At 73.2% G+C, this 15814-nt stretch carries 13 protein-coding genes and 1 pseudogene; 11 read left to right on the top strand and 3 right to left on the bottom strand.

The genetic code is table 11. From position 1 onward, the window contains the following. Nucleotides 1-80: 80 nt before the first annotated feature. The 6 genes from QF030_RS08475 to mug all read left to right on the top strand — a co-directional run bounded on the left by QF030_RS08475 (nt 81) and on the right by mug (nt 6118). Nucleotides 81-506 carry a GNAT family N-acetyltransferase gene (locus QF030_RS08475; protein WP_307162041.1) on the top strand — a complete coding sequence of 142 codons (426 nt, stop codon included), beginning with the start codon at nt 81-83 and terminating at the stop codon, nt 504-506. 185 nt (nt 507-691) lie between these two features. Beyond that, nucleotides 692-2032, top strand: coding sequence for a hemolysin family protein (locus QF030_RS08480; protein WP_307162042.1), 1341 nt, complete (start codon nt 692-694; stop codon nt 2030-2032). After that, nucleotides 2029-3060, top strand: coding sequence for a hemolysin family protein (locus tag QF030_RS08485; protein ID WP_307162043.1), 1032 nt, complete (start codon nt 2029-2031; stop codon nt 3058-3060). Before QF030_RS08480 ends, QF030_RS08485 begins: the two co-directional genes overlap by 4 nt. Nucleotides 3061-3196: 136 nt before the next feature. Further along, entirely contained in the window at nt 3197-3976 is a 780-nt protein-coding gene (locus QF030_RS08490; RefSeq protein ID WP_307162044.1) for an SGNH/GDSL hydrolase family protein, read from the top strand. A 157-nt stretch (nt 3977-4133) separates the two neighbouring features. Beyond that, nucleotides 4134-5576, top strand: a complete 1443-nt coding sequence (gene purB, locus QF030_RS08495) for an adenylosuccinate lyase (protein WP_307162045.1) — start codon at nt 4134-4136, stop codon at nt 5574-5576. Between the two features lie 44 nt (nt 5577-5620). Continuing rightward, entirely contained in the window at nt 5621-6118 is a 498-nt protein-coding gene (gene mug, locus QF030_RS08500) for a G/U mismatch-specific DNA glycosylase (protein WP_307162046.1), read from the top strand. Nucleotides 6119-6235: 117 nt separating this feature from the next. On the opposite strand, the gene QF030_RS08505 is transcribed toward mug, so the two are convergent. Next, entirely contained in the window at nt 6236-6607 is a 372-nt protein-coding gene (locus QF030_RS08505) for a hypothetical protein (protein WP_307162047.1), read from the bottom strand. A gap of 264 nt (nt 6608-6871) precedes the next feature. Between QF030_RS08505 and QF030_RS08510 the strand changes: the two genes are divergently transcribed. Next, nucleotides 6872-8029: an ROK family transcriptional regulator gene (locus QF030_RS08510; protein WP_307162048.1), complete on the top strand. Its 1158-nt coding sequence runs from the start codon at nt 6872-6874 to the stop codon at nt 8027-8029. Between the two features lie 128 nt (nt 8030-8157). On the opposite strand, the gene QF030_RS08515 is transcribed toward QF030_RS08510, so the two are convergent. Beyond that, nucleotides 8158-8919 carry a GntR family transcriptional regulator gene (locus tag QF030_RS08515; RefSeq protein ID WP_307162049.1) on the bottom strand — a complete coding sequence of 254 codons (762 nt, stop codon included), beginning with the start codon at nt 8917-8919 and terminating at the stop codon, nt 8158-8160. 341 nt (nt 8920-9260) lie between these two features. Between QF030_RS08515 and QF030_RS08520 the strand changes: the two genes are divergently transcribed. After that, nucleotides 9261-10091, top strand: a complete 831-nt coding sequence (locus tag QF030_RS08520) for an alpha/beta fold hydrolase (protein ID WP_307162050.1) — start codon at nt 9261-9263, stop codon at nt 10089-10091. Between the two features lie 93 nt (nt 10092-10184). Here the strand turns inward: QF030_RS08520 and QF030_RS08525 are convergent. Next, a pseudogene (locus QF030_RS08525) lies at nt 10185-11030 on the bottom strand (DMT family transporter); the annotation flags it as partial. Here QF030_RS08525 and pdxR point away from each other — a divergent pair. The 3 genes from pdxR to QF030_RS08540 all read left to right on the top strand — a co-directional run bounded on the left by pdxR (nt 11021) and on the right by QF030_RS08540 (nt 15781). Beyond that, the gene (pdxR, locus tag QF030_RS08530) at nt 11021-12457 is read left to right on the top strand and encodes a MocR-like pyridoxine biosynthesis transcription factor PdxR (protein WP_307162051.1); all 1437 of its coding nucleotides are present in this window, start codon (nt 11021-11023) and stop codon (nt 12455-12457) included. The pseudogene QF030_RS08525 and the gene pdxR sit on opposite strands and share 10 nt — an antisense overlap. A 129-nt stretch (nt 12458-12586) precedes the next feature. Then, complete coding sequence (locus QF030_RS08535) at nt 12587-14173, top strand: alkaline phosphatase D family protein (protein ID WP_307162052.1); 1587 nt, start codon at nt 12587-12589, stop codon at nt 14171-14173. A 183-nt stretch (nt 14174-14356) separates the two neighbouring features. After that, entirely contained in the window at nt 14357-15781 is a 1425-nt protein-coding gene (locus tag QF030_RS08540; protein WP_307162053.1) for a GNAT family N-acetyltransferase, read from the top strand. Nucleotides 15782-15814 lie beyond the last annotated feature (33 nt).

Genomic DNA, 15814 nt, shown 5'->3' on the forward strand with positions numbered 1-15814 from the left:
CCCGGCGCCCACTGTCCGGACCATGCGTCCGGATCGTGGAATTCCGGGAGCCCGCCACCGGCCCGTGATGTGATCACCGCATGTCTGATCTGCTGATACGGGCCGCGACGGCCGAGGACCTGGACTCCGTGCTGGCCTTCTGGAGGACCTCCGCCGAGGGCACGAGCATCAGCGACGACCGGAGCGGGGTGGAGCGACTGGTCGCGCGTGATCCGGAGGCCCTGATCCTGGCCGAGCGGGGCGGTGAGCTGGCCGGGACGGTGATCGCCGGGTTCGACGGATGGCGCTGCCATCTGTACCGGCTGGCAGTGCACCCCCGGCACCGCCGCCAGGGCATCGGATCGGCGCTGCTGGCCGCCGCGGAGGAGCGGTTCGTACGGCTGGGCGGGCGCCGCGGGGACGCGATGGTGCTCACCCGCAACGAAACGGCGCATCATGCCTGGCGCGCGGCGGGGTACGCGCCCGAGGAGAAGTGGCGACGCTGGGTGAAGCCGCTCAGCGACTGACCGGAGCCCGCAATGGCACCTTTGCCGATCCTTTACCATTGAGGGACTGTGCGGACGACCCGCGCGGTCCCCTGATGACTTCATGAAAGGTGTGAGCGTCCGCCCATGGGCGAGCCTCCCAGTACCCCCACGCGACATCGCGCGACCTTCTCCGCCCTGCCCGATCATGGGACGGAGGTGACCCGATGACCGAAGTCCTGCTCCTCCTGGTGGCGATCCTGTTGTCGCTCGCGTGCGGCGCCTTCGTCGCCGCCGAGTTCTCGCTGACCACGGTCGAGCGCAGCGAACTGGAACGGGCGGTGGAGCGCGGCGAGCGCGGCGCGCCCGGAGCGCTCAAGGCCGTACGGAATCTCACGTTCCAGCTCTCCGGCGCCCAGCTCGGCATCACCGTGACCAATCTGGTGGTCGGCATGCTCTCCGAGCCGTCGATCGCCAAGCTGATCGCCGGGCCGCTCGAGTCGATGGGCCTGTCGAGCACCACGTCGAGTTCCGTCGCGCTGGTGCTGGGTACGGCCCTGTCGACCGTGTTCCTGATGGTCGTCGGCGAACTCGTGCCCAAGAACTGGGCGATCTCCTCCCCGCTGGCGGTCGCCAAGCGTGTGGGCAACGCACAGCGCTGGTTCAGCGCCGCCTTCCGGCCCTTCATCACCCATCTCAACAACACCGCGAACCGCATCGTGCGCCGCTTCGGCGTGGAGCCCACCGAGGAACTGGCCGCCGCGCGCGGCCCCCAGGAACTCGCCGCCCTGGCCCGGCACTCCGCCAAGGAGGGCGCCCTGGAGGCGGACACCGCGGAGCTGTTCGTGCGCACGCTGAACCTGGCCGATCTGACCGCGGAGAACGTGATGACCCCGCGGGTCCAGGTCATCGCCCTCGACGCGGCGGCGACCTGCGAGGACGTGGCCAACGCGACCCGGGCGACGGGCCTGTCCCGGTTCCCGGTGTACCGCGGCAACCTCGACTCGGTGGTCGGCACCGCGCACATCAAGGACGTGCTGGCGATCCCGGCGGCGCGCCGCCCGCGCGTGCCCGTCGCGGAGATCATGCGCGAGCCGCTCCTGGTGCCCGAGTCACTGACCGTGGACCGGCTGCTGGACCGGCTGTCCGGCAAGCGGACGATGGCCGTGGTCATCGACGAGTACGGCGGGACGGCGGGCGTGGCGACGCTGGAGGACATCGTCGAGGAGGTCGTCGGCGAGGTCCGCGACGAGCACGACCCGCACGAGACGTCCGATCTGAGCACCGCGGGCAAGGACGACGAGGGCCGCACGCTCTACTCGGCCGACGGCGCCGCCCGCACCGACCAGCTCGCGCGCGTGGGCCTGCACACCCCCGAGGGACCGTACGAGACGCTCGCCGGTCTGCTCGCCACCGAGCTGGGCCGGATACCGGCCGTCGGTGACACGGTGGAGGTCGCGGGCTGGCGGATGGACGTGGTGGACGCCTCGGGCAGGCGGGCCGCGCGCGTGCTGTTGCACGCGCCGCTCGCCCCGTCCGACGATTTCGAACAGGAGGCCGGGAAGTGACCGCCGTCCAGTTGCTGATCGCCCTGGCGACCCTCGTCGTCAACGCGTTCTTCGTCGGCGCCGAGTTCGCGCTGATCTCCGTACGCCGCTCCCAGATCGAGCAGCACCTCGAAGGCGGCGCACAGGGCGCCCAGGGCGACCGGCGCGCCAAGAGCGTGCTGTGGGGCCTCCAGCACGTGTCCGCGCTGATGGCGGCCGCGCAGCTCGGCATCACGCTGTGCACGCTGATCCTCGGGGTGGTCGCCGAACCGGCCATCGCGCACCTGCTGGAACCGGTGTTCCACGCGGTGGGTGTGCCGGAGGGCGCGGGACACGCGGTGTCCTTCGTGATCGCGCTGGCGGTGGCGACCTATCTGCACATGCTGCTCGGCGAGATGGTGCCGAAGAACATCGCGCTCGCCGAGCCGGTGCGCACCGCGCTCCTGCTGGGACCGCCGCTGGTCACGCTGGCCCGGGCGCTGCGCCCGGTGATCTTCGCGATCAACGCCTTCGCCAACGGTCTGCTGAAGCTGCTGCGGATCGAGACCAAGGACGAGGTCGCCGCGGCCTTCTCCGACGCCCAGCTGGCCCAGATCGTCAAGGACGCGGGCGAGGCCGGTCTCATCGACGAACGCGCGCTGGAGCGGCTGCACGACGCTCTGGAGCTGGGCCGTCGCCCGGTGCGGGATGTCGTCCTGCCGCTGGAACGCGTCGTCTACGCGCGCGTGGGCGTCACTCCGGAGGAGCTGGAGCGACTGGCGGCGGAATCCGGGTTCTCCCGGTTCCCCGTGGTGGACGAGGGGCGGCGGATCGTCGGCTACCTGCATGTGAAGGACGCGCTGGACGCCTCGCCGTGGGACACGGCGTTCCGGCTGGGCGACATGCGGCCCATCGCGCGGGTGCGGGAGGCGACCCCGCTGGACGACGTCCTGACCGCGATGCGGGGCAGCCGTACGCATCTGGCGGCCGTGCTCGGCTCCGACGGGCGGCTGTCGGGTCTGGTGACCATGGAGGACGTGTTGCAGGAGCTGTTCGGACAGCGGGCGTGAGGAGCGCGGAGGGAGCCGGGTGACCGACCGCGGGTGACCGCCGTTGGCCACCGACCGCGGGTGGACCATCGGCGACCGGCCGCGGGGTCGGCGACCGACCGTTGGGTATGAGACTGGGGCTACCATCGATGTCGCCATGCAGACGAATCCCACACACACCAGCCTGGTCGCGATCGGCGACTCCTTCACCGAGGGCATGTCGGACCTGCTGCCCGACGGCTCCTACCGGGGCTGGGCGGACCTCCTCGCCGCGCGGATGGCCGCCCGCACCCCCGGCTTCCGGTACGCCAACCTGGCGGTACGCGGCAAGCTGATCGGACAGATCGTCGAGGAGCAGGTGCCGGTGGCCACCGCGATGGGCGCCGACGTGATCACCCTGGTCGGCGGCCTGAACGACACCCTGCGCCCCAAGTGCGACATGGGCCGTGTGAAAGGCCTGCTGACCGAGGCCGTGGAGCGCCTGGCCCCCGCCTGCAAGGAGCTGGTGCTGATGCGCAGCCCCGGCCGTCAGGGACCGGTCCTCGAGCGGTTCAGGCCGCGCATGGAGGAGCTGTTCGTGCATGTCGAGGAGCTGGGGCAGCGGCACGGCGCGCTCGTCGTCGACCTGTACGGCGCGCCGTCCCTCGGCGATCCGCGCCTGTGGGACGTCGACCGGCTGCACCTGACGGCGGAGGGCCACCGCCGGGTCGCGGAGGCGGTCTGGCAGAGCCTCGGGCACGACCCCGAGGACGCCGAGTGGCACCTGCCGATGCCGGCGACCCTGCCGCCGGGCTGGGCCGCCCGCCGCGTCGCGGACGCGCGCTTCGCCCGGCAGTACCTGCTCCCCTGGATAGGCCGCCGCCTGACCGGCCGGTCCTCCGGGGACGGCCTGCCGCCGAAGCGGCCCGACCTGCTGCCGTACGAGGGTCAGGCCTAGGCGCTCGCCGTGGGCCGCGCGCCCGGGTGCCCGGCCGGAGCCGGGACGGGCCGCGCCGCGGCGGGGGAAGGGCAGGCCGGGTGACGCAGGACTCGTAGGATCCGCCGAACGGGGCCGTGGCGCCGGCCTGCACGATGCGCCAGTAGAATTCCGCTACGTGACTTCCGCTCCCGCCAAGCCCCGTATCCCGAACGTCCTCGCCGGACGCTACGCCTCCGCCGAGCTCGCCACGCTCTGGTCGCCCGAGCAGAAGGTGAAGCTGGAGCGTCAGCTCTGGCTCGCCGTACTGCGGGCTCAGAAGGACCTCGGCATCGAGGTGCCGGACGCGGCGATCACCGACTACGAGCGTGTCCTCGACACCGTCGACCTGGCCTCCATCGCCGAGCGCGAGAAGGTCACCCGGCACGACGTGAAGGCCCGGATCGAGGAGTTCAACGACCTCGCCGGCCATGAGCAGGTCCACAAGGGCATGACGTCCCGCGACCTGACGGAGAACGTCGAGCAGCTCCAGATCCGGCTCTCGCTGGAGCTCGTCCGCGACCGCACGGTGGCCGTGCTGGCGCGCCTCGGCAAGCTGGCCGGCGAGTACGGCGAGCTCGTCATGGCCGGGCGCTCCCACAACGTGGCCGCGCAGGCCACGACCCTCGGCAAGCGGTTCGCGACCGCCGCCGACGAGCTGCTCGTCGCGTACGGCCGGGTCGAGGAGCTGCTCGAGCGTTACCCGCTGCGCGGCATCAAGGGCCCGGTCGGCACCGCCCAGGACATGCTCGACCTGCTCGGGGGCGACGCCGCCAAGCTCAGCGAGCTGGAGGACCGGATCGCCGGTCACCTGGGCTTCTCGCAGGCGTTCACGTCCGTCGGCCAGGTCTACCCGCGGTCGCTGGACTACGAGGTCGTCACCGCGCTGGTGCAGCTCGCGGCCGCCCCCTCCTCGCTGGCGAAGACGATCCGGCTGATGGCCGGGCACGAGCTGGTGACCGAGGGGTTCAAGCCCGGCCAGGTCGGCTCCTCGGCGATGCCGCACAAGATGAACACCCGTTCCTGCGAGCGCGTCAACGGCCTGATGGTCATCCTGCGGGGCTACGCGTCGATGACCGGCGAGCTGGCGGGCGACCAGTGGAACGAGGGCGACGTGTCGTGCTCGGTGGTGCGCCGGGTCGCTCTGCCGGACGCCTTCTTCGCGCTCGACGGCCTTCTGGAGACGTTCCTGACGGTGCTCGACGAGTTCGGCGCCTTCCCGGCGGTCGTCGCCCGGGAGCTGGACCGCTACCTGCCGTTCCTCGCCACCACCAAGGTGCTGATGGGCGCGGTGCGCGCGGGCGTCGGCCGTGAGGTCGCGCACGAGGCGATCAAGGAGAACGCCGTCGCCTCGGCACTCGCCATGCGTGAGCGCGGGGCCGAGCGCAACGAGCTGCTGGACAAGCTGGCCGCCGACGAGCGGCTCCCGCTCGACCGTGCCCGGCTGGACGAGTTGATGGCCGACAAGCTGTCCTTCACGGGCGCCGCTTCGGCCCAGGTGAGCACGGTCGTCGGCCGGATCGAGGAGATCGTGAAGCAGCGCCCCGAGGCCGCCGGCTACACCCCCGGAGCGATCCTCTGACGCGCTTCACCCAGGCGGAGCTCGAGGCCGCCCGCGACCGTCTCGTGCCGGACGTCGTCGCGGGCGGCCTGCGCGTGCTGTTCTGCGGCATCAATCCCGGCCTGATGACGGCGGCGACCGGCCACCACTTCGCCCGTCCGGGCAACCGCTTCTGGCCGGTGCTGCACCTGTCCGGCTTCACCCCGAGGCTGCTGAAACCGGCCGAGCAGGAGGAGCTGCTGTCCTACGGGCTCGGCATCACGAACGTGGTGGCGAGGGCGACCGCGCGGGCCGACGAGCTCACGGCGCGGGAGTACCAGGAGGGCGGGCGGCTGCTGGCGGAGAAGGTGACCCGGCTGAAGCCCCGCTGGCTGGCGGTGGTGGGCGTGACCGCGTACCGGGCGGCCTTCGACGACCGCAAGGCGGCGGTGGGCCCGCAGGAGCGGCTCATCGGGGACACCCGCGTGTGGGTGCTGCCCAATCCCAGCGGATTGAACGCGCATTGGACGGCGGCGACGATGGCGGAGGAGTTCGCCCGGCTGAGGGTGGCGGCGGAGGACTGACGGCTCATGGCCCGGGCCGCGGGGCAGGACTTCGCGGCGAGGCATCAGGGCGGGTCGGCTGCGGGACAGGACGCCGGGGCGGGACTTCAGGGCGGGGCGGGGCTTCGCAGCGAGGCCTCAGGGCGGGTCGGTGTCGGTGACGACCAGGAGGAGGCGGATCTCGTCGTACGGGTCGAGGTCCGCCACCCCCAGGGCCACCCAGCGGCCGTGCTCCGGCGCCCGCCAGAGGTACACGTCGCCCACCAGGAGGCTGAGCTCGGCCCAGGGCTCGGGTATCTCCTCGGCCGCGGTCCGCAGCCGGACCGTCTCCAGCCCGACGTGGTACGGATCCCCCCATCTCACCGTCAGTTTCCCGGCCAGGTGCTCCTTCTCCTCGTGGAACCGCTCCACCTCCGCGAGACGCACCGCCGCGTCCGCGACCGCCAGGCCGTGACTGGTCGCCAAGGCCGTCATGGGGTCACCGGCCGCGAGGTACCCGTCGATGTCCATGGGTTCCAGTAAACCCGCCGCCACTGACAATTGGCGGACCGTCAGCCCGCCCACCGCTCGGGAATCCCGTCGGCGCGCCCTGCGCCGAGCCGGCGGAGCCCGGGCGCGGAGCGGGACGCGGCGGTGATCACGGTGTGAAGGTCGGGGGGCGTCGCACCGAGGCGAGCGCGCTCCGCAGGTATCGGTACGGATTCCTTACTCGCCGGGGTCCGTCCCGCCGAGTACGATCCGCCCAAACACGCGCACGAGCTGGAAGGACGGACGTTGGGGCAGCTGACCGGCGGGGATCCCTCGCTGTTGCGAAGGATCAATTCCGCGGTGGTGCTGCACGCGCTGCGTGCCGCGGACTGCGCGACGCTCACGGAGATCACCCGCGTGACGGGCCTGTCCCGGCCGACGGTCGAGGGGGTCGTCGAGGACCTCATGGGGGCGGGGCTCGTCGTCGAGAAGGCGGCCGACGAGAGTGTCGCCCGGCGGCAGGGGCGGCCCGCGCGGCGGTTCCGGTTCCGGGCGGAGGCCGGACACCTGCTGGGGCTGGAGATCGGCTCGCACCGGGTGGCCGCGCTGCTGGCCGACCTGGACGGCCGGATCCTGGGCGCGCAGGCCAAGGACGTCGACGAGGCGGCCCCGGCCGACGAACGCCTGGAGCGGCTGCGTACGGCCGTCGCCGAGCTGTTGCGACGGGCGGGCGTGCCGCGCAGCTCGCTGCGGGCCGTGGGGGTCGGCACGCCCGGGATCGTGGAGGCGGACGGGACCGTGCGGCTGGGCACCGCGCTGCCCGAGTGGACCGGACTACGGCTGGGCGAGCGGCTGAGCCGTTCCTTCAAGTGCCCGGTGCTGGTGGAGAACGACGCCAACGCGGCGGCCGTGGCCGAACACTGGAAGGGGGCGGCCACCGAGTCCGACGACATCGTCTTCGTGCTGGCCGGGTTGAGCCCGGGCGCCGGTTCCCTGATCGGCGGCCGGCTGCACCGGGGGTACGGCGGGGCGGCCGGGGAGATCGGGGCGCTGCATCTGCTGGGCCGGGAGGTGACGCCGGAGACGCTGCTGTCCATGACGGACGAGCCGCTGCATCCGCTCGACGAGCAGGCGGTCGCCGAGGTGTTCGCGCAGGCCCGCGAGGGCGACAAGCAGGCCCGGGCGGCGGTGGACCGCTTCATCCAGCGGCTCGTCCACGACGTGGCCGCGCTGGTCCTGGCGCTCGATCCGGAGCTGGTCGTGGTGGGCGGCTGGGCGGCCGGTCTGGACGGTGTGCTGGAGCCTCTGCGGAACGAGTTGGCGCGCTACTGTCTGCGCCCGCCGAGGGTGGTCCTGTCGCTCCTCGGTGAGGCGGCGGTGGCGACGGGGGCGCTGCGGCTCGCCCTCGACCATGTCGAGGAGCAGCTGTTCGCGGTCGAGGGCACGGTCACGGCGCGGCGGTGACCGGCCGTCAGCGGTGAAACGCACCGCGCCCCGGCGGAGTTCCGGGGCGCGGTGACGGTGTCCGCCCGGTGGCCGGGTGCAGGCTGTTCAGGGAACCTGCACCGGCATGCCCGGGTCGGAAGGGGTGTTCAGGAGGCCTGGCGCTCCGGTCCGTGGTGTATCTCCACGCCGCCGGACGCGCCGAACGTCAGCCGGCAGGTGTCCGCGCGGTAGGTCGCGACGGAGAGCGCCGCGGTGCGTCCCCCGGCGAAGAAGCGGGTGGTGACGACGAGGACCGGGGCGCCGGGGAGCCGGTCGAGTTCCCGGGCGTCGTCCGCGCGGGCCGAGCCCAGCTCCACCGCGCGGTCCTGGCCCTCCAGTTCCAGGCGCTGGAGCTCGCGCAGCACCGCACGCGCGCGTGCGGCCTCGGAGGGGGTGTCGATCGCGGTGAGGTCGGGCACCGAGGTCACGGGGACGTAGAGCAGTTCGGCGGCGACCGGCTGGCCGTGCGAGACCCGCGAGCGGCGCACGATGTGCACGGCCTGGTCGCGCGCGGTCTCCAATGCGGTGGCGACGACCGCGGGCGGGGCCGCGAGCGTGCAGCCGGACGTCTGCCAGGCGTCGTCGCCCGTGCCCGGCCAGACCTGCTGCTCGCTGCCGACGGCGACGCCCATCCGCGGCGGCGCGACGGTGGTGCCGACGCCACGGCGGCGCTGGAGGCGGCCCTCCAGTTCGAGCTGCTCCAGTGCCTGGCGGAGCGTGGCGCGGGCGACGCCGAAACGGGCCGCCAGGTCACGCTCGTTGGGCAGGATCTCGCCGACCGTGAATTCCGAGTCGAGTGCCTCGCTGAGCACGGTCTTGAGATGCCAGTACTTCGGTTCCGGTACCGATTCCAGCTGCGTGGTCCCCACCCTGTCCTCCGCAATCGCCGTGGTCCGGCGGCGTTTTTTCGCGCCCTTGTTTATTAAAGGTTGTTGTACTTCTCTGCGACCATAGGGCGGCCCCCACCCTTGGTCAAGACCAATCCTCGATCCCTCTCGAGGCCGACAGGCGTCCGACAGGAAAGCGTTCACTGGGCGTTCGTACAGGGGCGCTTTCGTGACACTCCGGCAAGGTCCGGTCAACAAACGACCCCGGGGCGCGCACGGTTCGCCCGGCTTCCCTCAGGGGCTACCCGTCGGTAGCTATTGCTGACAAGCTGTCTACGGCGTCCGCCGGCCGGTCCACGGCCAGTCCAGTCGAGGAGCTCCCCATGACCGCCACCGTCTCCTTCACGGTCCCCTCCCCCAGTGGCCCGCTGCCCGTCACCGTCTCCTACGCGCGCGTGGGACGGGGCGAGCCGCTGCTCCTGCTGCACGGCATCGGACACCACCGGCAGGCGTGGGACCCGGTGGTCGACATCCTGGCCACCGAGCGCGAGGTCATCGCCGTGGACCTGCCCGGCTTCGGCGCGTCCCCGCCGCTGCCCGACGGACTGGCCTACGACCTGCCCACGACGGCCGCCGTGTTCGCCGCCTTCTGCGAGGCGCTGGAGCTCGACCGGCCGCACGTCGCGGGCAACTCCCTCGGCGGACTGCTCGCCCTGGAACTCGGACGCGAGAAGCTCGTACGGTCCGTCACCGCACTGTCGCCCGCCGGATTCTGGTCGCGGGCCGAGCGGCGCTACGCCTTCGGCGTCCTCCTCACCATGCGGCACATCTCGCGCCGGATGCCGCTGCCGCTCGTCGAGCGGATGGCGAGCACGGCGGCCGGCCGTACGGCCCTCACCAGCACCATCTACGCCCGCCCGAGCCGTCGTTCACCCGAGGCCGTGGTCGCCGAGACACTGGCCCTGGCCCGGGCGACCGGGTTCGACCAGACCCTGCGGGCCGGCGCCACCGTCCGGTTCACCGACGACCTCCCCGGTGTCCCGGTCACGCTGGGCTGGGGCACCCGCGACTGGCTGCTCGTACGCCGCCAGGGTGTCCGGGCCAAGCGGATCATCCCCGCCGCACGCCTGGTGCGACTGCCCGGCTGCGGCCACTGCCCGATGAGCGACGACCCCGCGCTCGTCGCGCGGGTGATTCTCGACGGCAGCCGCTGAGCCCCCCGCGGTCCGCCGCAGCACGCCGGCCCCCAGGGCGACTCCGGCCCCGACGAGCGCGCTTCCCACGGCCTGGGCGGGGCCGTAGGAGCCCGTTCCGACGAGGGGGGCGGTGCAGGCGGCCGCCACCGGGATCAGCCCGGAGAAAAGCGTGGCGCGTTCCGCGCCGATCCGCTGCATGCCCATGTACCAGCACACGAAGCCGACCACGGTGACGACGGCGGCCTGCCACAGCAGCGCGGCGGCCTCCGCGCCGTCCGGCCGCCGCAGCCACCCGCCGCCGTCGAGCAGCAGCCCGGTCGCGGCGGCCTCGGCCGCGGCGATCCCGCACACCGTGGCGGACAGCAGCCGTGGACCCAGAATCCGCAGGACGGGCACGGCCAGGACCGCGAAACCGACCTCCCCGGCCAGCGCGCAGACCGAGTAGGCGATGCCCGCGCCGTCCGAACGGCCCCATCCCTGCACGGTGAAGGCGCCGACGGCGACCAGCGACGCCCCGATCAGCACCGGACGGCGGGGTCGCCGCCCCTCCAGCAGGGGGACGACGACCGCCACGACGATGGGCGCGCAGCCCACGAAGACGCCGGGGACGGCGGGTTCCGCCGAGCGCTCGGCGGCCAGCACCGCCAGGTTGAAGCCGACCATCCCGACGGCCGCGAGCACCGCCAGGCGCAGCCACGGACGGAGGGTGAGCGCCCGCAGCCGGGCTCCTGCCCCGGCCCCCGCCAGGGGCACGAGCAGCAGACAGGCGAGGCCGTAGCGCAGGGCCTGGCCACCCGCGTACGGATAGGCGCCGAGGACGCTGTTGGCGGTGAAAGAGCCTCCGACGAGGAGACAGGCGAGCGCGGCGAGCAGGGACCCGCGCAGAGTGGTGGCGTTCATGAGGGTGACGCTAGGAACGGTGGCGGTCCCGGTTAAGGTCCACTTCCATGACGCCATCGGGGACCAATCCCGGCCCGGAGCCCGGATCGGCGGCCTGGGAACTGCTGCTGCCGGCCGCCTCGGCCCCGCCGCGCGCGCGTGGCCGTGCCCTCCAGAGCGCCCTGCGGGAGGCGGTCCGCTCGGGACGGCTCGCGCGGGGCACCCGGCTGCCGTCGAGCCGGGACCTCGCCGCCGATCTCGGCGTCTCGCGCGGGCTGGTGACGGAGGCGTACGAACAGTTGACGGCGGAGGGCTACCTGCGCAGCGGCCGCGGCGCGGGCACGTGGGTGAGCGCCGCCGTCCGGGCGGCCCGGCCACGCGCGCGGGACCTCGCCGCTCATCCTCCCGGCGTACGGGCCGACTTCGTGCCGGGCACCCCGGACCTGTCGCTGTTCCCGCGGGCCGCCTGGGCCGCCGCGCAGCGGGGTGTGCTCGCCGAGTTGCCCCATCACGACCTCGGCTATCCCGATCCGCGCGGGCTGCCCCGGCTGCGGACCGCGCTCGCCGAACTCCTCGCCCGCCGCCGGGGCGTGGTCGCCGACCCCGAGCGCCTCGTCGTCGTCTCCGGGGTGGCCCAGGCGACGGCGCTGCTCGGGCTCGCACTGCACGCGCGCGGGACGGTCGCCGTCGGCGTCGAGGACCCCGGGAGCCCCCGGCACGGCGCCCTGTACGCGGCGGCGGGCCTCAGCACCGTGCCGCTGGCGCTCGACGCGGAGGGGCTGGCCATGGAGCCGCTCGCATCGTCCGGGGTGCGGACGGTGGTGACGACGCCCGCGCACCAGTTCCCCACCGGCATCGCGTACTCCGCGCGGCGGCGGGCCGAACTGCTCGACTGGGCGAGGTCGGTGGACGGCTTCGTGGTCGAGGACGACTACGACGGCGACTTCCGTTACGACCGCGCTCCCGTGGGCGCACTCCAGGGCCTGGACCCCGAGCGCGTGGCCTACACCGGGTCGGTCAGCAAGTCGCTGGCGCCGGGACTGCGGCTCGGCTGGCTGCTCGTTCCCGAGGCGCTGGCCGAGGAGGTCGTCGAGCGCAAGCGGACGACGGACCTCGGCCATCCCACCCTCGATCAGGCACTGTTCGCCCGGTTCGTGGAGCGCGGCGACTACGACCGTCAGCTGCGCCGCTGCCAGCGCGCCTACCGGGAGCGCCGGGACGCCCTGGTGAGCGCGCTCGGGGAGCACTTCCCCGGGGCGCGGGTCTCCGGGATCGCGGCGGGCCTGCATGTCATCGTCGGGTTCCCCGTGCGGTACGGGCCCCGGGATCGGTTCCTCGCGCGGACGGCCGCGGCGGGTGTCGAGGTGCGGGAGCTGACGGAGTACGCACACGCGCGTGACGTGCGGGGGGCGCACATACGTCTCGTCCTCGGCTACGCGCAGATGTCGCCCGCGCGCATCCGGGACGGCGTACGTCTGATGGCGGAGGCCGTCGCGAGCGGGTGACGTGGTCCGCGCGCGGCGGATCCTGCGGCGGCGCGGCCAGTTGTTCACCTGTGGTTTCCGTGGGCGCTGCGGCGCCCCCGTAGTTGTGGCTGTGCACACCGGCCGGTTCTCGCCCCTGGAGGCCCCTCCATGTCACCCAGTCCGTTCCCCGGGCGCCGCAGCGTCCTGCGCGGCTCGCTCGCCGCTTCCGCGGCCCTGACCCTGCCCGCCGCCCTCGGCGCGGCGCCCGCTCTCGCGCTGTCCGGGCGGCCCAAGGCCGGCTGGGGCGTGCAGAGCGGGGACGTGACCTCCGACTCCGGGCTGGTGTGGGTGCGTTCGGACCGTCCGGCGCGGATGATCGTGGAGACCGCGGCCACCGAGTCGTTCCGGGGCGCGCGCCGCCTGCACGGTCCGCTGCTCGGCGCCGGCACGGACTTCACCGGCACGACCCGGCTGCACGGGCTGCCGGCCGGCGAGCAGATCCACTACCGGGTGCTGCTCGCCGACCCGGACGACCCGCGGCGCACGGGTGAGCCGGTGACCGGCACCTTCCGCACCGTGTCCGCGGGGCGTCGGCGCGGGGTGCGCTTCCTGTGGTCCGGGGACCTCGCGGGCCAGGGCTGGGGCATCAACCCCGAGCTGGGCGGTTACCGCATCTACGACGCGATGGCGAAGCTCGATCCCGACTTCTTCCTGTGCAGCGGCGACAACATCTACGCCGACGGCCCGATCACGGCGACCCAGGCACTGCCCGACGGCACCCTCTGGCGGAACGTCACCACCGAGGAGAAGTCCAAGGTCGCCGAGTCTCTCGCCGAGTTCCGCGGCAACTTCCGCTACAACCTGCTCGACGAGAACCTGCGCCGCTTCAACGCGCAGGTGCCGTCCGTCGTCCAGTGGGACGACCACGAGGTCCGCAACAACTGGTACCCGGGCGAGGTGATCGCCGACTCCGACGCCCGCTACACGGAGAAGAGCGTCGACGTGCTCGCGGGGCGCGCCCGGCGGGCGTTCGGCGAGTACTTCCCGATCTCGACCCTGCGTCCGGGCGCCGAGGAGGGCCGGGTCCACCGCGTCGTGCGCCACGGTCCGCTGCTGGACGTGTTCGTGCTCGACATGCGGACGTACCGCAACGCCAACTCGCCCGGCGACCAGCGCGTGGACCCGCAGGGCATCCTCGGCGCCGAACAGCTGGAGTGGCTGAAGCGGGAGCTCTCCCGGTCGCGGGCGGTGTGGAAGGTCATCGCCGCCGACATGCCGCTCGGGCTGGTCGTGCCGGACGCCACCGAGGGCAGGGCGAACATCGAGGCCGTGGCGCAGGGCGACCCGGGCGCCCCGCTGGGCCGTGAGCTCCAGATCGCCGAGCTGCTGCGGTACGTCAAGCACCGGCGGATCACCGGCACGGTGTGGCTGACGGCAGACGTCCACCACACGTCGGCGCAGCACTACCAGCCGTCGCGGGCCGCGTTCACCGACTTCGAGCCGTTCTGGGAGTTCGTCTCCGGTCCGCTCAACGCCGGTGCCTTCCCGGCCGCCGCGCTCGACGGCACCTTCGGTCCGGAGCGGGTGTTCGTGAAGGCGCCGACCGCGTCGAACGTGTCGCCCGCCGGCGGCTACCAGTTCTTCGGCGAGGTCGACATCGACGGCGGCAGCGGGGAGCTGACGGTGCGTCTGCGCGAGCAGGACGGCACCGTCCTGTTCACCAAGGTGCTCCAGCCGGGACGGGTCGGCCAGTAGTCCGCCGTCCCGTACCCTCGGACACGTGCCGCGCACCGGCGTCATCCCCCGGTGCGCGGCCGTACGCGGCGCCTCGTTCAGGGCGTGAAGGTAGAAGGATTAACAAAACGGGCATTGGTAACCTTTACCCATCAGTCACAAACCGTTCGTGATCACGCAACACCATTCCTCCACAGTGGCTGCATGACTCGAGACTCGTTCGACATGACGCGTGCGAAACGCGGACGCCCGGTACATCACTGGCGACGGGACGTGGTGGAACTCGCCGCGCTGTTCACCGCGGTGGCCGCGGCCGACGGGGTGGCGAATTTGGTGGGACACGGACCCGACGGTCCGGCGCTGCTGGCCGTCTCGGCGGCCCTGCTCGTCGCCACGGCCGGCTTCCACACCTGGTGGGCACGGCGCCACGGTCACGCGCCGCCCACGAGCGATACCGACGCCCGGCCGCGCTCCCACGAGCCGCAGGCCGGGCCGTCCGAACTTCCCTCCGGGGTCGCGGAGGAGAACGCCCTGTGGCGGATGCGGACGACGGTGAAGGACGCCCCGGGGTCACTGGCCGTGCTCTGCGCGGCGCTCGCCTCCCACCGGGTGGACATCCTGAGCCTGCAGACGCACCCGCTGGGCGAGGACACCGTGGACGAGTTCCTGCTGCGTGCCCCGGGCGCCCTGGCGGCGGCCGAGATCACCCGGGCCGTGGCGCTGGCCGGCGGCAGCGGCACCTGGATCGAGCGGGCCGATGCCCACGACCTGGTGGACGCGCCGACCCGGGTCCTCGGCCTGGCCACCCGCACCGCCCTCGACGCGGCTGAACTACCCTTGGCGCTGCGCCAGTTGCTGGGCCGCTGCACGATCCGTTCGCTGCCCGCCGCGCCGGGCGGCAGCGGCCGTGGGCCGGCGGGCGTGCCGGTGGAGGGCGCGCTGGAGGACACCGTGATGCGTCTGCGGGCGCCGGAAGGCGGAGTGATCACCGTGGAGCGGCCGTACCTGCCGTTCACCCCGACCGAGTTCGCACGCGCGCGTGCGCTGGTGGAGCTGGACGCCCGGCTCGGCCCGCGGGTGCCGCGCGGCCAGGACGTGCTGACGCTGCCCGAGGGCAACGCCATCACCGTGCGCCGGGCCGACCCCGGCGACCTGGCGGCGGCCAAGGCGATGCACGAACGGTGCTCCTCGCGCACGCTCGGGATGCGCTACCACGGGCCCGTCGGCGACGCCGACCGCTACCTCAGGCACCTGCTCAGCCCCCGCTTCGGCCGCACCCTCGCCGTGCAGACGCCGTCGGGGCGCGTCGTCGGCCTCGGCCACCTGCTGTGGGACGGCGACGAGACGGAGGTCGCCCTGCTGGTCGAGGACGAGTGGCAGCGGCGCGGCATCGGGGCCGAACTGCTCGGCCGGCTGGTGGCGATGGCCGTCGAGGCGGGCTGCGAGAGCGTCTACGCCGTGACGCAGGCCTCCAACACCGGCATGGTCGCCGCCATGCGCGGCCTCGATCTGCCCCTCGACTACCAGATCGAGGAGGGCACTTTGGTGATCACCGCGCGCCTGGAGGGTGCCGCGGCCCGGGCCCGGGCCGGCTCCGGGCGCTACGACGAGCGCGTCTCACGCGACTGAGGCACGCGTCGTACGACGCACGAGCCACGCCCC

Origin of the sequence: Streptomyces rishiriensis (assembly GCF_030815485.1) — a bacterium.
Taxonomy (GTDB): Bacteria; Actinomycetota; Actinomycetes; order Streptomycetales; family Streptomycetaceae; genus Streptomyces; species Streptomyces rishiriensis_A.